This is a genomic window from [Scytonema hofmanni] UTEX 2349 (genome assembly GCF_000582685.1).
Lineage (GTDB): Bacteria > Cyanobacteriota > Cyanobacteriia > Cyanobacteriales > Nostocaceae > Hassallia > Hassallia hofmanni.
In genome coordinates, this window is the sequence record NZ_KK073768.1 from 1039711 (window position 1) to 1056995 (window position 17285).

At 41.5% G+C, this 17285-nt stretch carries 18 protein-coding genes; 11 read left to right on the forward strand and 7 right to left on the reverse strand.

From position 1 onward, the window contains the following. Positions 1–124 precede the first annotated feature (124 nt). From TOL9009_RS0109620 to TOL9009_RS0109640, 6 genes are all read left to right on the forward strand, one after another. A complete protein-coding gene (locus TOL9009_RS0109620) occupies positions 125–1168 on the forward strand; it encodes an aspartate-semialdehyde dehydrogenase (protein ID WP_029632613.1) in 1044 nt (347 codons plus the stop codon). Between the two features lie 162 nt (positions 1169–1330). Further along, positions 1331–2227, forward strand: coding sequence for a 4-hydroxy-tetrahydrodipicolinate synthase (dapA, locus tag TOL9009_RS0109625; protein WP_029632614.1), 897 nt, complete (start codon positions 1331–1333; stop codon positions 2225–2227). Positions 2228–2489: 262 nt separating this feature from the next. After that, complete coding sequence (locus TOL9009_RS0109630) at positions 2490–4268, forward strand: ribonuclease J (protein ID WP_029632615.1); 1779 nt, start codon at positions 2490–2492, stop codon at positions 4266–4268. 108 nt (positions 4269–4376) lie between these two features. Continuing rightward, positions 4377–5402 (forward strand): DNA cytosine methyltransferase, encoded by a 1026-nt coding sequence (locus TOL9009_RS38725; protein ID WP_242055645.1) that lies wholly within the window; start codon positions 4377–4379, stop codon positions 5400–5402. 3 nt (positions 5403–5405) lie between these two features. Continuing rightward, on the forward strand, positions 5406–5600 hold the full coding sequence (locus tag TOL9009_RS49190; RefSeq protein WP_242055643.1) for a hypothetical protein: 195 nt from the start codon (positions 5406–5408) through the stop codon (positions 5598–5600). Between the two features lie 45 nt (positions 5601–5645). Continuing rightward, positions 5646–5888, forward strand: a complete 243-nt coding sequence (locus TOL9009_RS0109640) for a hypothetical protein (RefSeq protein ID WP_398344311.1) — start codon at positions 5646–5648, stop codon at positions 5886–5888. Between the two features lie 25 nt (positions 5889–5913). Here the strand turns inward: TOL9009_RS0109640 and TOL9009_RS0109645 are convergent, their stop codons facing one another. After that, the gene (locus TOL9009_RS0109645) at positions 5914–7122 is read right to left on the reverse strand and encodes an anion transporter (protein ID WP_398344922.1); all 1209 of its coding nucleotides are present in this window, start codon (positions 7120–7122) and stop codon (positions 5914–5916) included. A gap of 491 nt (positions 7123–7613) precedes the next feature. Between TOL9009_RS0109645 and TOL9009_RS0109655 the strand changes: the two genes are divergently transcribed. Beyond that, entirely contained in the window at positions 7614–7991 is a 378-nt protein-coding gene (locus tag TOL9009_RS0109655) for a Mo-dependent nitrogenase C-terminal domain-containing protein (RefSeq protein WP_029632619.1), read from the forward strand. A gap of 61 nt (positions 7992–8052) precedes the next feature. Here the strand turns inward: TOL9009_RS0109655 and TOL9009_RS0109660 are convergent, their stop codons facing one another. Next, complete coding sequence (locus tag TOL9009_RS0109660) at positions 8053–9936, reverse strand: caspase family protein (protein ID WP_029632620.1); 1884 nt, start codon at positions 9934–9936, stop codon at positions 8053–8055. A gap of 195 nt (positions 9937–10131) precedes the next feature. On the opposite strand from TOL9009_RS0109660, the gene TOL9009_RS38730 reads away from it, so the two are divergent. Further along, positions 10132–10716 carry a hypothetical protein gene (locus TOL9009_RS38730; protein ID WP_051502860.1) on the forward strand — a complete coding sequence of 195 codons (585 nt, stop codon included), beginning with the start codon at positions 10132–10134 and terminating at the stop codon, positions 10714–10716. 115 nt (positions 10717–10831) lie between these two features. Here the strand turns inward: TOL9009_RS38730 and TOL9009_RS0109670 are convergent, their stop codons facing one another. From TOL9009_RS0109670 to TOL9009_RS0109685, 4 genes are all read right to left on the reverse strand, one after another. Continuing rightward, positions 10832–11800 carry a metal ABC transporter solute-binding protein, Zn/Mn family gene (locus TOL9009_RS0109670; RefSeq protein WP_084763162.1) on the reverse strand — a complete coding sequence of 323 codons (969 nt, stop codon included), beginning with the start codon at positions 11798–11800 and terminating at the stop codon, positions 10832–10834. 106 nt (positions 11801–11906) lie between these two features. Next, complete coding sequence (locus tag TOL9009_RS0109675) at positions 11907–12173, reverse strand: hypothetical protein (RefSeq protein ID WP_029632622.1); 267 nt, start codon at positions 12171–12173, stop codon at positions 11907–11909. Positions 12174–12407: 234 nt separating this feature from the next. Next, positions 12408–13172, reverse strand: coding sequence for a methyltransferase domain-containing protein (locus tag TOL9009_RS0109680; protein WP_186227523.1), 765 nt, complete (start codon positions 13170–13172; stop codon positions 12408–12410). Positions 13173–13323: 151 nt separating this feature from the next. Further along, a complete protein-coding gene (locus TOL9009_RS0109685) occupies positions 13324–14646 on the reverse strand; it encodes a salicylate synthase (protein ID WP_029632624.1) in 1323 nt (440 codons plus the stop codon). Between the two features lie 223 nt (positions 14647–14869). Here TOL9009_RS0109685 and TOL9009_RS0109690 point away from each other — a divergent pair, with 223 nt between their 5' ends. The 3 genes from TOL9009_RS0109690 (at position 14870) to TOL9009_RS47100 (ending at position 15968) form a co-directional block, all read left to right on the forward strand. Then, positions 14870–15145 carry a ribbon-helix-helix domain-containing protein gene (locus TOL9009_RS0109690; protein ID WP_029632625.1) on the forward strand — a complete coding sequence of 92 codons (276 nt, stop codon included), beginning with the start codon at positions 14870–14872 and terminating at the stop codon, positions 15143–15145. A 9-nt stretch (positions 15146–15154) separates the two neighbouring features. Continuing rightward, the gene (locus TOL9009_RS0109695; RefSeq protein ID WP_038296264.1) at positions 15155–15466 is read left to right on the forward strand and encodes a type II toxin-antitoxin system RelE/ParE family toxin; all 312 of its coding nucleotides are present in this window, start codon (positions 15155–15157) and stop codon (positions 15464–15466) included. Between the two features lie 349 nt (positions 15467–15815). After that, the gene (locus tag TOL9009_RS47100; protein WP_186227524.1) at positions 15816–15968 is read left to right on the forward strand and encodes a hypothetical protein; all 153 of its coding nucleotides are present in this window, start codon (positions 15816–15818) and stop codon (positions 15966–15968) included. A 172-nt stretch (positions 15969–16140) separates the two neighbouring features. On the opposite strand, the gene TOL9009_RS0109705 is transcribed toward TOL9009_RS47100, so the two are convergent. Further along, the gene (locus tag TOL9009_RS0109705) at positions 16141–17202 is read right to left on the reverse strand and encodes a WD40 repeat domain-containing protein (protein ID WP_029632628.1); all 1062 of its coding nucleotides are present in this window, start codon (positions 17200–17202) and stop codon (positions 16141–16143) included. Positions 17203–17285: the final 83 nt, after the last annotated feature.

Sequence of the window (17285 nt, forward strand, 5' to 3'; positions counted from 1 at the left end):
AAAAGATACCTAAGTGAACTATTCGGATTTATTTTATATCTGCTATTAATAATTAAATATGGATCAATAAGGGATTGGAACAAAAATAAATTACAAATACTTATGAAGTCAGGAGGAAGCAAATTTGTCTAAATCCTATAGTGTAGCTATTTTAGGAGCAACTGGTGCAGTTGGTAAAGAATTATTGCAATTGTTAGAAAGTCGTAATTTTCCAGTTTCTAATTTAAAGTTATTAGCGTCTGCTCGTAGTGCAGGGCAAACTCTACCGTTTAAAGGGGAAAATTTACGAGTAGAAGCAGTAACCGACGCTATGTTTGATAATGTAGATATTGTGTTGGCTAGCGCCGGAGGTTCGATATCCAAAGTTTGGGCAACAATTGCTGTCGCAGCGGGTGCGGTGGTGATTGATAATTCCAGCGCTTTCCGGATGAATCCAGAAGTACCTTTAGTAGTTCCAGAGGTAAATCCCCAAACCGCAGCTAACCATACTGGCATTATTGCTAACCCTAACTGCACGACAATTTTAATGGCGTTAGCAGTATATCCATTGCATAAAGTTAAGCCTGTAGAGCGCATTGTCGCTGCAACTTATCAATCTGCTAGTGGTGCGGGTGCCAAAGCAATGGCAGAAGTAACAACCCAAACGAGTGCTATTTTACAAGGACAACCACCAGTCGCAGAAATATTTCCTTACCCGTTGGCGTTTAATTTATTCCCGCATAACTCCCCATTGAATGATTTGGGATACTGCGAAGAAGAAATGAAAATGGTCAACGAAACCCGAAAAATATTTGGAAATCAAGATATAAGAATTACTGCAACTTGTGTACGGGTTCCCGTACTTCGCGCTCACTCGGAAGCTATTAATTTAGAATTTGCCACACCTTTTAGTGTGGAATTAGCTAGAGAAATTTTAAGTAATTCCCCTGGTATAAAATTGGTAGAAAATTGGGAAACAAATCATTTTCCCATGCCAATTGAAGCTAGTGGACAAGATGACGTTTTAGTTGGGAGAATTCGTCAGGATATATCTCATACGTGCGGATTAGAACTGTGGCTGTGTGGCGATCAAATTCGTAAAGGTGCGGCGTTAAATGCAGTGCAAATTGCTGAGTTGTTGGTAGAAAAAAATCTACTGAAACCGATGGCAAATTACGTTTCTAGTTAAGAAAAAAAGCATTCTTTATATAACGAAAATTGCTAACCAAAATACAGAAAAATAAACGTAAATGTGCGAATCACGCTTGAAAGTAATTTGCAGATCGGTTATTACAAGAGAAAGCCACCAAGATAGAAAAAATAGCATCCATATGATTAGGAGTAAAAAAGGGTGGTAGATTTTGGTAAAGTTTTAACCGCGATGATTACGCCGTTTAAAGCAGACGGCAGTGTTAATTATGATGTAGCCGCAGAATTGGCAGCACATCTAGTGAAAAACGGTACAGATACACTGGTGGTATGCGGGACAACTGGGGAATCACCAACTCTAACTTGGGAAGAAGAATATCAGTTATTTGTTGTCGTGTCCGAGGCGGTTGCAGGAAAAGCTAAAGTGATGGCAGGATGTGGTTCTAATTCGACCAAAGAAGCGATCGCTGCTACTCAAAAAGCCGCTAAAATAGGAATAGATGGATCTTTACAAGTTGTACCTTATTACAACAAACCACCCCAAGCCGGATTAAAAGCGCACTTTCAGGCGATCGCCCAAGGCTGTCCCGACCTCCCGATGTTGTTATACAATGTCCCAGGTCGTACTGGTCAAAACCTCAGTGCAGAAACAGTAGCAAGTTTAGCCGAGGTAAACAACATTGTTGGGATCAAAGAAGCTAGTGGTAATATAGACCAGGCAAGTGAAATTCGCCGCTTGACACCGAAAGAATTTCAGATTTACTCTGGAGATGATTCACTAACTTTGCCTTTGTTAGCCATCGGGGCAAAGGGAGTAGTCAGTGTGGCAAGTCATCTGGTAGGAACCCAACTACAGCAGATGATCCAAGCCTTTTCAACGGGGAAAACTCAACTTGCTACTGAGATTCATTTGCAACTATTTCCGTTGTTTAAAGCTTTATTTACAACTACAAATCCCATTCCACTTAAGAAGGCTTTGCAACTTCAAGGTTGGGAAGTAGGTTCAACTCGTCTACCCCTGTGTGAAGCAGACGCAGAAGTCACTCAAAAATTAAAGTCGGTTCTTCAGGAACTTAATTTAATTCAAGCACAAACTTGATGAGAAAGAAGTAAATTTTGGCGCTCCGCAGTTACTGAAAAAAAGACGTAATTATAACCAGGTTGTACAGATGAAGCCTGTGTTAAAACTAACGATATAGTATGAAATTTGACCCAATAAAAGTCGATTTTATTGAACAACAGTTCCGTCGTAATTTAAAATTCACACTTTTTCCAAGTGACATAAAACACAAATACTGTTGCCTGTAATAGAAGACAGCTTACTTACAACTTATTAACCTTAAACAACAATCCAGGAGAAAATGCCTAAAAACGAAGCTAACTCCGCCCTAAAAATCATTCCATTGGGCGGCTTACATGAAATTGGAAAAAATACCTGCGTTTTCGAGTATGATGACGAAATTATCCTATTAGATGCAGGTTTGGCTTTTCCGACAGAGGCAATGCACGGAGTAAACATTGTTCTGCCAGATACAACTTATCTAAGGGAAAATCGCCACAAAATTAAAGGGATGATCGTTACCCACGGTCATGAAGACCATATCGGGGGTATCGCTTTTCACCTCAAGCAATTTGACATTCCAGTGATTTATGGTCCGAGATTAGCACTGGCAATGCTAGAAGGGAAATTAGAAGAAGCTGGTGTACGCGATCGCACGGAATTAAGAACAGTCAAACCCCGTGATGTCGTGCGATTTGGCAAATCATTTGTAGTCGAGTATATCCGTAATACTCACTCCATCGCCGATAGTTTTACTGTGGCGATTAATACCCCAGTTGGTGTAGTCATTCACACCGGCGACTTTAAAATTGACCACACCCCAGTCGATGGTGAGCATTTTGACTTGCAACGATTAGCCGAACACGGCGAAAAAGGCGTACTTTGTTTGATGAGTGACTCCACCAACTCAGAAGTAGCCGGATTTACCCCCTCAGAACGTTCAGTTTATCCCAACCTAGAGCGCATCTTCATGCAAACACCTGGGCGACTTTTCCTGACTACCTTCGCTTCCAGCGTGCATCGCATCAACATGACTTTACAACTGGCGCAGAAGTATAACCGAGTTGTAGCGGTTGTTGGGCGTTCAATGCTGAATTTGATTGCCCATGCGCGTAATCTTGGTTACATCAAGTGTGAAGATAATCTTTTGCAGCCGTTACATGCGATTCGGAATTTACCAGAAGATAGAGTATTGATTTTGACTACTGGTTCACAGGGGGAACCGATGTCAGCAATGACACGAATTGCTAACAAAGAACACCCCCACATCAGAATCAGGCAAGGCGATACAGTAGTATTCTCTGCTAACCCGATTCCCGGAAATACCATCGCTGTCGTCAACACCATCGATAAGTTGATGATGCAGGGCGCAAATGTAATTTACGGTAAAGAAAAAGGAATACACGTATCCGGTCACGGCTGTCAAGAAGACCAAAAGCTGATGATGGCATTGACTCGACCTAAATACTTCTTGCCAATTCACGGTGAACATCGAATGCTGGTGAAGCACTCCCAAACGGCTCAAAGTGTGGGCATTCCGGCAGAGAACATGGTGATTATAAATAATGGCGATGTCATAGAATTAACAGAAAATTCTATGAAAATTGCTGGTAAAGTGCCGTCTGGTATAGAACTGGTAGATACTTCTAGTTCTGGCATGGTTAGCTCCAAAGTATTGCAAGAACGGCAACGCATGGCTTCAGAAGGTATCGTCACCATCGCTGCGGCAATAGATTGGCATGGTAAGCTGATGGCAAAACCAGAAATTCACCTGCGCGGGGTGGTGACAAGTATCGAGCGATCGCTGCTGCAAAAGTGGGTACAACAGCGGATTGAAGAAATCCTCACCGTGCGTTGGTCTGAATTTAGCAATCCTGGCTTTGAAAGCGAGCAATCAGAGATGGACTGGGGTGGATTGCAAGGCATGTTAGAGCGCGAATTGCAACGATCCATCAGAAAGGAATTGCAATGTCAACCATCTGTGACTTTGTTGATGCAAACTCCTGATGAACCTCCGGTGAAAGTTGCTACTGATGGCAGAAGACGCCGGACTCGCACTGCTGCTCAAGTGGCGTCGTAGGGAAGTTAAGAGAAAAGTATCACGCAGAGGCGCAAAGGAAAACTTTGAGTCTTTGCGTTTTGGCGTGAGATAAAGTCAGGGAGTTAACCCTTGAAAGGAGGCGTTTAATTGCTAAAAGTACTTGATGTATTTGCAGGCGCTGGAGGTTTCAGTCTGGGGTTTAAGCTGGCAGGAAATAGCATTATTGGAGCAATAGAAGAAGACGAGTGGGCTGCGGAAACATTTGCATATAATCATAAAGATGCAAAAGTACTTGTTGGAGATATACAAAAGTTCTCAGATGAATATTTGATAAATGCATTTAAGGATAATTTGCCTGATGTTATTTTAGGTGGACCACCTTGCCAAGGATACTCAAGTTGTAGAAAAAATGCGGGCGATCCAAAAGATCCTAGAAACTCTCTGTTTCAAGATTTTCTAAGAGTGGGAAAATTATTCAAACCAAAGTTATTAATCATGGAGAATGTGCCTGGACTGATAAGTGCCAAGACAATCTCAGGAGAGCCTGTTATTGAAATTATAAAAACAGAGCTAGAAAAAATTGGATATTATGTCTACACCGACATACTGGAAGCTGTTAGATACGGAATACCACAAATAAGGCGCCGGCTATTTGTTATTGCCTCTCGTATCAAGTTGGAAATGCCTTTTCCAGAAGCTACGCACTATTTTTCAAATAATAAACAGTTACAAATTTTTGACTCGACACTAAAGTTATGTCCTACATTATGGGAGGCTATTTCAGACCTACCTGATATCAATGCTAGAGAAGGTAAGGAGGAAGTTGAATATGATAAAGAACCTAGCAATGAGTATCAGTATCAAATGCGAATCAGTTCTCGAAAAGTGTACAATCACGTAGCTATGAAACATTCCAAACGAACTATAGAACGTTTTAAATTAATCTCTTGGGGAGACTCACTTGCCGACGTTCCAGAACATTTAAAACCATATAAAAGAAATAGCAATGGGATTATATCTGAAAAAGTCTACGATCAAAATAGTAGAAGATTATATCCGCACAAACCATGTCATACTATTCCGGCTTCATTTTATGCAAATTTTGTACATCCATATAAAAATAGAAACTTTACTGCCAGAGAAGGTGCAAGAATTCAATCATTTCCAGATTGATTTGTGTTTAAAGGCAAACCAACTGTTGTCAGTCACAAGCTACTTATGAGAGAAGGTAGAACAGCAGAAAAACATCTCTGTCAATATAATCAAATTGGTAATGCTGTACCACCACTATTAGGAAAAGCGATCGCTGAGAATATTAGTAGAAATTATAAACACACTTATGCTAGTACATGGAGCGAATCTCAGAGCTAAAGAAAGTCATAAAACAAAGCTCGAAATCCAAACGGATTATATATTGTGGTGATGGAGTGGCTCAAGCTTTCCGATGCAGTTAATTTACGAAAGTATAAGGTCGATCAAATTTATGTCTTACGAAAACAAAAAAATACTGACAGAGAATATAGATACCTTGATAAGTATATTAAAAACCCAATTGATCCTAATGTAGTGTGGCATCTGTTTTCTACTGTGCGGACACATTTAACCACAGATTGGGCAGGTGGTATAGAGCAAGGACTTCAACGTGGTTGGCTAATTTAATAGCCTCGTTATTTGCAATAAATTTCTAAACCAACAGATAAACCAGAATTAAAGTACATACAGTCAACGGCGCCCCAAAGCGCAAATGCTCCCAAAAAGTCAGCCTGTAACCTAACTCGTTTGCAGCTTCTGCGACTATTAGATTTGCAACGGAACCAAACAAAGTTAGATTACCAGCTAAAGTTGATCCGGCTGCTAATAATAACCAGGAATGAGTATCGGTTTTAGGAATCAACGGTTGCAGCAAAAGTACCGCTGGAACATTAGAAATTAAATTAGACAAGATAGCTGTCACCCCTAATAAACTAGCAGCAGAGTTAATTGCATGAGTAAATGGTTGCAATAAATTTAACTTTTGCGTCACTCTTGTCAAGATAAAAAGTCCAGAAAACATTACTAACAGATTCCAATCCACTTTTTTGAGGATGCGCTGTGGCTTGACTCGGCGAGTAATTAGTAATAAGCTAGCAGCGACTAAGGCAGATTCTGTTAAGGGTAAGCCGGCAACAAAAGCAATGAGTAATCCGGTGGTGATGATTAAAGTTTTTTGATATAGCGGTTTGAATATACGTGTTTTTGTGGTGAATAAGCGATCGCTCGCTTGAAGCGATACCTGCGGCACACTCCGTGAACGCACATCTGGATAAAGCAACCACAGCAATCCTATTTGAATTATCAAGCCAATCAATGCAACTGGAGCTAATGCCCATAAAAACTCTAAATAGCTGATACCGGAAAACGAGCCAATCAATATATTTTGCGGATTCCCGCTCAAAGTTGCTACCGAACCAATATTAGTTGCTCCCGCAACTGCTAGTAAATAAGGAATCGGATTTAAACCCAAAGCTTGAGTCAAGCTCAATGTCAATGGTGTCAAAACCAGCGCTATAGTGTCATTGAGAAAAATGGCGGAGAGGATACCACTGCCAAAGGTTAAGGCTATTAATATACCTAGAGGACTCCGGGTAAAACTCAACAACACCGACAGTGCCTGTGGGAAAAATCCTGCATAGGATAAATTAGCGTTGACTATCATCATGCTCAACAAAAACACGATAGTTTTGGCATCAATTGCTTCCCATGCTTCCTGTAAAGTTACTACACCCAAAGCAATTAGAAAGGCAGATCCAACTAAAGCGATCGTAGCGCGGTTCATCCGCAACCCAGGTAGGCTGCCCAACGCTAACCCTAAGTAAGTCAACCCTAATACGCTATAAATTCCATATTTAAGGATAATCACTTTTTTACCGAAGACTGGGAACAATAGATTAGGAATTGGGGACTACGGAATGGGAGACAAGGGAGAATTTCATGAGGGGAAAAGGTTAAAGGGTAAAGGAAGAAAAGTTTTTCCCTTTTCCCCTTCCCCTTTCCCCTTCCTGCTGCCCATTGCCCATTGCCCGATGCCCAATTACCAGTAAAAATACTGGCACAAGCAACTTGCATTAAGTTTTGTAAATGTTACAATAAAACCTGTCTAAAGGCAGATGTCTTTATTAACATTTAAAGTGTGTCAAGTTATCAACAAGATAGTGCTAGTAGACTTCCAGTTTTGGGAAAAGTGCGGTTAACTTGACGTAGTAATAAGTAGATTCTGATTCTAGTAGCTACCTAAAGATCAGAGTGTTTCTAAGTCAAAACACGATTCTTCCCGGAAAAATTATTTACACATTGTAGAGAGTCATCGGACAGTTCCGAAGCCTCACAAACACAGAGGAGCGAACCATGAAGGTATTTGATAGTACCACGCCAAAGATTTTTTTAGCAAGCTGGGTATCGTTAAATCCAGCAAATGCATCTGACACTAATGTAACCGCGCCGTACAGTCGTTCCTCAGAGTCTGACCGTGACATTCTTCAACCGCTGCGGCTTTGGATGGACAATATTAAAGTAAGCGATCGCGTCTCTGCTCACCGCTTGTGCAGATTGATTCCGGCTCAATGTCCCTTTGAGCGCGATGTAAAATTATTCGGCAAAACGCTGTTTCACATTCCACCGATGTGTAAGCTTAACCCCTTATACGAAGAAGTGGTTGGATTACGCTTTCGAGCGCTGTGCTATCTAGCCGATGATTGCGGCGAGGACATATCACAGTACTGCTAATATTGAAAGGCGCTAGAGACGTTCCGGTGGGCGCTAGAGACGTTCCGGTGGAACGTCTCTACTATTTTTTTTGCCATTTTTGAATCGCTGTTTGAGCTTCTTCGTAAGGAGCTGTTACCTCTGGAACTAAAAGAGCGGTTTCAATTGCGGCTTTAAATTCGCCTTTAGCGGCACGCTTTTTGGCGAGAGATAAAATTATTTGACTCCATTTATTCATCGATTTTTGTGCTTCATCGAATCCTGGTTGACCGGGTGATACTTTCTTCGCGACTTCGATCGCTCGATTATAGGTAGATGCTTGTCCGGGCTGAATTAAGCCATTAGCGGCGTATAAAACAGTTGTATTACTAAGATACTGCTTTGCTTCTAACCGCCACTGAGTAATTGCAGCTTGAGCTTTGGGATAAATCGGCTCGCTTTTGGTGATTAATTGAGCTGCGGCGATCGCACTTGCATATTGTCTTTGTTTGGCACGACCTTCCGCTAAATCTAAAATCATCCGGTTCCAAATCTTAATATTCTCCTGAGCTTGATCGTAGAGCGGTTCACCAGCTTTGATTTTCCGAGCAGTGACAATTGCCATTCTTAAGTCGCTAGCTTGAGTTTGTCTGAGCGACTGTTTCGCCAAATCTAATACAGCTTGGTTTCGCTGTTGCGACTTAGAAATCAAAGCTGTTTGCGAGTTTGGTTGATTTTTTGGTGGAACTGGGGCAATTGTCTCAGAAATAGAGCGGACAGTTGGTGTTTTGACCACGTTTATGTCAGTAGTGGTACCGCTAGGTGCTTTTGGCAATATTTCCGCAAATCTAAATCCTGGCTTATTGCGGACACAAACTAGCACGATTGAAGTTAGTACCATTGTGGTGCCAACACCCCACAATACAAGCTGTTTCCACAATCGAGCATATCTCCTTCTTTTTTGGGGAAAAGAGACGTAGGGTTGAGGTGATTCAGGGATAAATCTTCTACCTGTAGTCGTCTGTTTTGAATCCAGGGTAGAAATATCCTTTGAGGTTGCTTGACCTCCTCCGAAACTGTGTGATATAGAAGTTATTGTTGGGGCTTCTCCCCAGGTTAGTGGCTCAAGTGGAACTTGTTGTAACTGAAGCGAAGTTTCTCTGAAAGAATTTTCTTGGAGAGATGGAGATCCAACAGCAACAGCAAAGATTTCTTCTGTAGGAAAAATTGAGGCTTCCTCACTGTTGTTGGTCTGAGTTTGGTAAGGTAGGATTTGTTGCGGTTTTGATGGAATAATAACAACAGGATTTTGTGTTGGACGCCAGTAGTGTCGAGAAAATTCTGGCGTGCGGAGATTCAAATAATTTTTTAACTCTGTTAAGCTGCTACCATGACCGGAATGCAAAGCTGCTAACAACGCTTCGGTAAAGATTCCGTGACCGAGTTCGTTACTTTCGTAAGAAAATTGTTCGCTTTGACAAGAAATAATTGTGGCAATTTGGAGTTCTTGCGCTAGGTCTAAAATTTCTTGCCCAAGGAGAGTATTTCCTTGAGCACCAAAAGTGCGGTTGATATCCAACACTAGGACAAGATTCAAGTTAGAAAATTGCAGACTTTGCATCAGCGATCGCACTTGAATGCCAGTATGAAGCACCTGAGCAGGATTACCTTCTTGTGGCATCAAATAATCGTTGCCATTGTAGTTGACTCCGTAACCGCTGAAGAACAACCATACATAGTCTTGCGGTTGCCAAAAATTGGCTACTAAATCCTCAAGCAAAACGAGAATATTTTCTTTGCTGGGATAGGTCGATCTATTGCCAATAGGTGGCGAAGTATCTGTCATTAACAGACACTGTTGCGACGAAAAACCCGCTTGTGTAATGAAAAAATCTAAGACTGCCTCAGCATCTGCTTGAGCGCAACCTAAGGGTTGAAAGAATTGATATTGATTGATGCCTATAGCGATCGCCCAATAATTTGCCATCGCGCTTTTTTTAGTTATTGTTTATTTGCATAAAATTGCGGTTGGCTTTGCTGAAAAAACAAGGCTAACCTATGTCATATAGTTCAGGTGATTCTGAATGGGTCTTCTGATTATGTGTAATTTTTCTGACATTTTTTATCCGAAAATACCTTCGCTTATTTCAAATTACAGATCATCAGTAAGGAGCATAAAGCTATGAGCAGAAGTGTTGCTCACCAACTATCATCCATCATTCCCTTTTCAGTTATTAGCCAAATTGCCAAAGAAATCCGGATAGTTCCTTTAATTGTTTTGCTTGGTACTGCAATTCCTTTGTGGCTTGTGTGTGAAGCGATCGCCCCCCAGAGTGTGCAAGCTTATACCGCGAGAGTTGATTTGGCGATTGACACTTTACCAGAGGAAAACTACGAAACCATCCTCAGGAGAGCGGAAGCGGCGGCTAGGGCAGCGGCTCAACGTAGCTTTGACCAAGATATTTTAGTTACAGACGTTTCCGTAATTGTAACCGCCCAAAATTATGGGGCGATCGCTCCAGTTTTGTCATTAGAAGTTAGTCGTCCGCAATGGCGAAATCGTCCCGATCCCCATGTTTGGGCAACTTACTTTAAAACTGCGCGATCGCTCCTATTTTTTGGACGAGATTCCACAACCACAAATTCTCCTCCACCAGTTCCTGCTACACCCACCGCAGCCCCAACTCCCGATTTGAACAAAATCCCACAACCGATGAATATTCCCCCAGTTCCACCACCTCTAGGGAACCCGGAACCGAAGCGTTGAAAATTGGGAATTGGGCAATGGGCAATGGGCAGTGAGAATTAAAGAAGTTCAATAAAGCAAGTGCGGGAATAAATACAATTCTTTCCATGCCCCATGCCCTATGCCCATTGCCCCATTACCTACTTTTCGGTACAAATATCAAGTAAGTTCCTCCCAATCCTTCGACAATTGTGCGGGTATTTGCCGTCATCATTTTCTGGTAGGTTTCTCCCTCGCTTCCGGGTTCACCTAAACCATCGGTAAAAAGTTCCCTTTGGGAAACTTTGACTCTCGCTTGTCTTGCTACAGACTGAATTAAATTCGGGTTGATTGTTGTCTCGGCAAAAATTGTCGGCACTCTCGCCTGTTTGATATTATTTACTAAGTTTTTGACACGGGCATCTGTAGGTTTTCCTTCGGTGCTGATGCCTTTTAATGAAAGACCGTAAGAAGAAGCATAATAACCCATTCCATTATGAGTTGTAACTAATTCGCGTTGATTGGGGGGAATAGTTGTAACTGTTGACTTAATCCAACTATCGAACTGAGTTAGCTCACTTTTGATTTGTCGGGCATTACTGCTATAAAGCGGTGCGTTTTTTGGTGAGACTTTTTCTAGGTTGCGGCTGATGACATCCACCATTGCGATCGCATTCTTGACATTATGCCAAACATGAGGATCGTTTATCTTGCTATTTTGCTGAACCTGCTGTGGTTTGGGAACCGCAACTTGACCGACTGCAATTTTCGGTGTACGGTTTTTAGTGCCTTTAATCAATCTAATCAAACTTGGTTCCAGATTGTAGCCGTTGTATAAAATAAGCGCTGCCGTCTGCATCGCTTCCCGGTCTTCCGGCTTTGGTTGATAAAGGTGGGGATCTGCTCCTGGGGGAATCAAGCAGGTTAGATTAACTGAGTTACCCGCTACTTGTCTAGTTAAATCACACAGTACACTTGTAGTCGCTACTACTTGAGGCAAATTATTATTTCTACTACTGGTTTGCGTGAAAGCGGTGTTTGTATTTTGATTACAGCCAGCGAATCCAATCGCTAGAGCAAGAAGGGCAAGTCGCAGAGAATTATTTGATGGTATTTTTTTTGACATCACTGTCAGGCATCTGTTGGAAATTGTAGCAGTGGGATTCACATCCAACCATAATCAATAGGGGCACAACGTTGCGCTGTACCCCTACTGCATAACTTATAACTTTTTAAATGCCTGCAAATGGTAGCTTACCTTGCAGTAGCTGAAAATTAGCTTGAACGCAACTAGGGCAATTACAACCAAGTTGATCTTTGATCGGATTAGATTCTTGAGTGAACTTTGGTGTAAGCGATTGGGAAATTGCTTGTGTAGATACCAAAGTAACCTGGGCTGTAGGTGCATTGACAATCGACGCTGCGGCTGGTAAGGCAAGCATCAATGCTGACGCTAGAACTACAGGAAAGGCGAGCAAAATAAGTTTGGCGAGCTTCATAAGTAATAAATTACAGAGGGTGTTGCAGATACAGCATATCCCAACAGATTGTTCACCATCAACTCAAAGGTAAAGGCTTAAAGCGACACCACCGTTTCCCCAGCTTGATTTCCCCCATGACGGGAGCGAAGATGCAAAGCGATTTCCGTATCGAGCCGCTTGAGGAAAACAAGCAGTTTGCCCTCGCTGAACTGTATTGCTATCAACTATTTTGCCAATTTAAACTTCTTGAGACTATTTTTTTTGTCCGGTCACAATAAAACCTGGGAAACCTGCTAAAAAACGCCCTTCTTCTTGCAATTTATTTAACTGATTTACCCATTGATTTAAATCTGATTCTGATATGACTTTTTGGTGAAGCGCTTGCTCTAAAATTCCATAACAAACTCGCACAAAAAAATCATATGGTGCTAGATTAGTGTGCGGAACAAAAGTGATGTTGCTTAAACCTAAGTCTTCAAATATTTCCGGGAGTTTACAGCCTATTAATCCATTGGGAAAACTGTCCGATATGAAACCAACAATTTTGCGAGTTAAAGCCGGAAAAGCCGAGTTAACAAAAGTGCCGTCTAAGTAAAAATCAAAGATAGCAAGCTTGCCACCAGGGCGCAATACACGAATCATTTCCCAAACTGCGTTCTTTGGGTTTTCTAGGAACAATAAAACACGTTCTGCCCGACAGGCATCAAAGCTATTATCATTCATATTGAGAGATTGGGCATCGGCTACATAATACTTGATTGACAGATTTAATTGTTCTGCTCTTTTTTTTGCCTCCCCAATCATTAACTCGCTTTTATCTACTCCCACAACTAAACCATTGTTACCAACAATTTGTTTTATACGTTGTACTTCCTGACCGATTCCGCACCCTACATCTAAAACGCAATCACCTTCTTTAATGCCTAAATAATCGATGATTTTCTGTTTGCATACACGCACCGAATCTATTTCGTCACATTTATCTAGAAAGTCGAATAAAAATTTTGGTTCGTTCATTTTTTCAGGAAATTGAAATCCAAAGGCTATATTTTGCATAACGTTTGCGCGAAAATACTGGATGAATTGAGAAAAAGTTGACTTATAAAGCAATTGTGTCTGGAGTGTTAAATCAAAAAGTTACATCTAAGTCATTCATGGCTTGGGTTGATTAATGCTTCAATACCAGACAACACAACATGGTTTTCATTTTGTTAACAGACTCCATGTACTCGAATTGTGGAAGTGATTCTGCTACTATACCTGCTCCAGCATTTAGGTAAACCCAGTCATCGTATTGATAGACCGAGCGGATGGCGATCGCTAAATCTACAAGCCCAGTGCTGTTTATCCAACCAATAGCACCTGCATAAATACCTCTTGGCTCGTCTTCTAGGCGATCTATCCATTCCAACGCTTGACTTTTATCAATACCAGACACAGTAATGCCTGGAAATAAAACCTTCAGAGCATCCCATAAAGTTTTCTCAGATTTTAGCTGACCGCTCACTCGCGATGATAAATGCTGTACGTAGCGGTATTTCTTGACCTGCATAAAGTCAAATATTTTAACTGTCCCAGGTACAGAAAGTTTGGCAATCTCTTGTTGAGCAAGTTTGACGGAGACCGCGTGTTCCTTAACCTCTTTAGCATCAGTAAATAATTCATTATACAGGTGAGCATCTTCTTCCGAGTTTTCACCACGTCGCCGTGTACCAGCCAACGGATTGGTAATAACAAATCCTTGATTGTCTATTTGCATAAGAATTTCGGGACTAAAGCCTACAACACGTACATTTTCTATATTTAGACAATATGAACGGGCAGAGTTATTAACTTTCGTTCCGGCTATATAGGTTTTAAGAACGTCCAAATCTCCTTTGATCTTTACAGAACGAGAAAGTATAGCTTTTTGTAACTTACCTGCTTGAATAGCTTGAATGAGAACATTTACTTTACTTTGATAAGATTCCCGCTCGTTATCAGTAAAATTAATTGATATAGGTGTTGGAATGAACTCTGTCAATTGGCTCTTCACTGATAACAATTGTTTGATTTTATCTAGCGATTTTATGCTTTTAATTTTTATTCCTTCTGTCGTAATGTGAAGTTCTGTTTCTGGTACAATAAAACATAAAAGTGGTTGCTGAATTGCTTTGGAGTAGCTCGAATAGAAGCGAACTATATCAAAAGCGATATAGCCGTAAGCCGTCCAATCTACAATTGGCAAAGACGCTAATAAGGATTCTACTTGTTTAAATGGATCGCTAATAGGGACTGACAGCTTTTTTTCTATATCTTCTAATGAGATAGCATCAAGGCTTACTGATACCTTAAATAATATATTACCAGCGATACGCACTTCGTCGCGATCTTGATAAAGAATATAGTCAGAAATAACACCTGACTGAAGCAACTTTTGCAACAAAGTAATAGGATGAATCTCTCCTGTTACAAACACTTCTTCGTACTCATACGTTTGTGTTTCTGTCATTAATTATATTTCCTTTTGATTGATGTATGTTTTAGCTGGCTCATTGCTGTTCCCACAAATTTTGTTCATCAGTGAGCTAATGGCATCAGGGTAAACGCACATAGGCAATTGTAGTGTAAAATACATAGCTGATAGTTCTTCTTCCCTTTCTAGCGCGTCCTTATAGCAGTGTATGATTAAATCATACACTTTGATAAGTTAGCTTTAAGCAGGAGAATCCCTTATGAGAAAGACACAGGCACTCACTATCACCTTGCCTCATGACATGCTGGAGATGGTCAAGGCTAAAGTCACTTCTGGCGAATACGCCACGGAGAGCGAAGTTATCCGTGACGGTCTGCGTACCCTCCAGGCGCGTGACGCTGCTCTTGAAAAGTGGCTACGCGAAGAAGTCGTCAAAAGCTATGACGAATGTGAAGCCGATGCAACGCTGGGTATCCCCGCAGAGCAGATGATGGCGCGTATCCGCTCTGGATACCACAAACGGACAACAACATAGCAACGCTAGATGAAAAAATACAACGTCATCTTCTCGCCACGGGCAGAGCAACAACTCGGCAGTCTCTACGCATATATCGCAGAACATGGCGGGGAAGAACGGGCAGAGCATTACATCAGCGGCGTCATTGCCTTTTGCCAGAGTCTTTCCACCTTCCCGGAGCGTGGAACCAAACGGGATGATCTGCGACCGAATTTGCGGATTATCGGGTATGCCAAACGGGTAACAATTGCCTTTTCCGTAGAAACTGAGCGGATCGTCCACGGCGTTTTTTACGGAGTGCAGGATTACGATTCCATAATGCAGGAGGAGGAGTCATAAATCCGACAGACCTTAGATCGTGCTCACAAGCTGGTTTCTGATGATCCTTGTAGGTGTAGCGACCTGCACTAAAGGTTGAAATTTAAACGCAGAGGTAGCGCACTTGTGACGCGGATAATTCGCGCTTGATTAAGGAAATACAAGTAAAGGAGTTAATCAGGTTCTAATCTTATTCTAATTTAACCCAGATGCAATGGACATAAGATAACACTTAGATAAAGCATCTAGTCCCAACTACTTCAGCCACAAGAGTTATCATATGAAATTACAACTAACCATTTTTTCAATCATTTGTACAGGCTTTCTTGGTGGGTGTCAATTAAATACAGAAATAACTCACAACGCAATAATGAAAAGCAATGATAATATTACACTCTACAAATCTTTCTATAAAAATAATAATCTAGAGCAGTTACTGTTAAACAACCAGCAATTGCTTTTTGCAGGTGGTTATCATAATAATTCTTTTAGAGAACGCTCGGTTGCATTGGGAGTCCGCTAGATACGAGTGTTAGAGAAGATAATATTCGGCTATATTGTTATATTATGTCTGGCAAATTAAGGTTATTTCGTTAAATTTATAGATAATTAACATAAAAAGAGAGCAATGCAATTTTGTGAGATGACTCCAAATCTTTCGGCTAATAAATAATAGTGCTAGTACCAATTTTTGCTTAACTTTGCCCAAAATCTTGACCCAGGTTAACTTTTGACCAAACGAATAATTCGCCATTGTCACCACCAGCAGCAAGTAATTTGCCTTGGGGATGCCAAGCTAGACAGGAAAAGCCTGCTGATGCACCTGTAAGAACTTGCGATACTTGCTTGGCTTGATTCCACAAACATAGCCAGCCATCACTCGCAGCAGAAGCGAGAATAAAGCTGTTAGGTGCAAAAGCGATCGCCTGAATTATATCCACATGATTTGTTAATATTGTCGCTTCCCATCCCAAAGCTTCATCCTCCAGCTTTTCCCAGGCTACAATACCTTCAACGCTGGAAGAAGCTAAAATCGGCGCACCTACTTGGGTGGTAACTTCTGACCATGCTAAATGGCGAATTTTACCAGGAAAGCCGCGCATTACCCAAGGGTCGGGATTACCCCATTCTAACACGGTGACGCTGCGATCCATGTTCCCAGAAGCCAGAAATTTCCCATCGGGCGACCAAGCCATAGCTACACTGACTGTAGGCATCTCTAAAACGTATGGTTCCTCATCCCAATCTTGAGAATTCCAGACTTTGACACCGTGATAACCGCTAACGGCTAAATATTGTCCATCACTTCGCCAATCGATACCTAATACTGATGAATTCTCAAAATTTAGCGTGACAACTGTTTCCCCTAAGTCTGCATCCCACACTTGTACGTAACGCCCCAAACTAAAAGCCAACTGATTGCTAGTATGATTCCAAGCTAGTTTGTCAACCCAAGCGGGGGCATTTTCCAAAGTAGTAATTAATTCACTTTGCCGCCAAATTTTTACCCTTCCATCTTGTCCCCCAACTGCTAAGAATTGCCCATCTGGGGAAAAGGCTACACAGTTTAGCGATTCACCGTTGCCTGCTTGCAAAGTTGCTAAATCGCCATCTTGCCACAGTGCGACTTCCCCAGCAGCGGAGGTTGCAGCTAAAGTTGTATTATTTGGCGACCAGGCGATCGCTGTCACATAATCTGAAAGCATCCCGGAAAAATGCTGGTCAAATTCTTTGGAATTAGCGGTTAGGGGGTTCATTTTGGAGGAGTGGGGGCAATACGGTTCGGATAAGATTTTTTGATGAAAATTATAGATCGCAAAGACGCGATGAATCGCCGTCT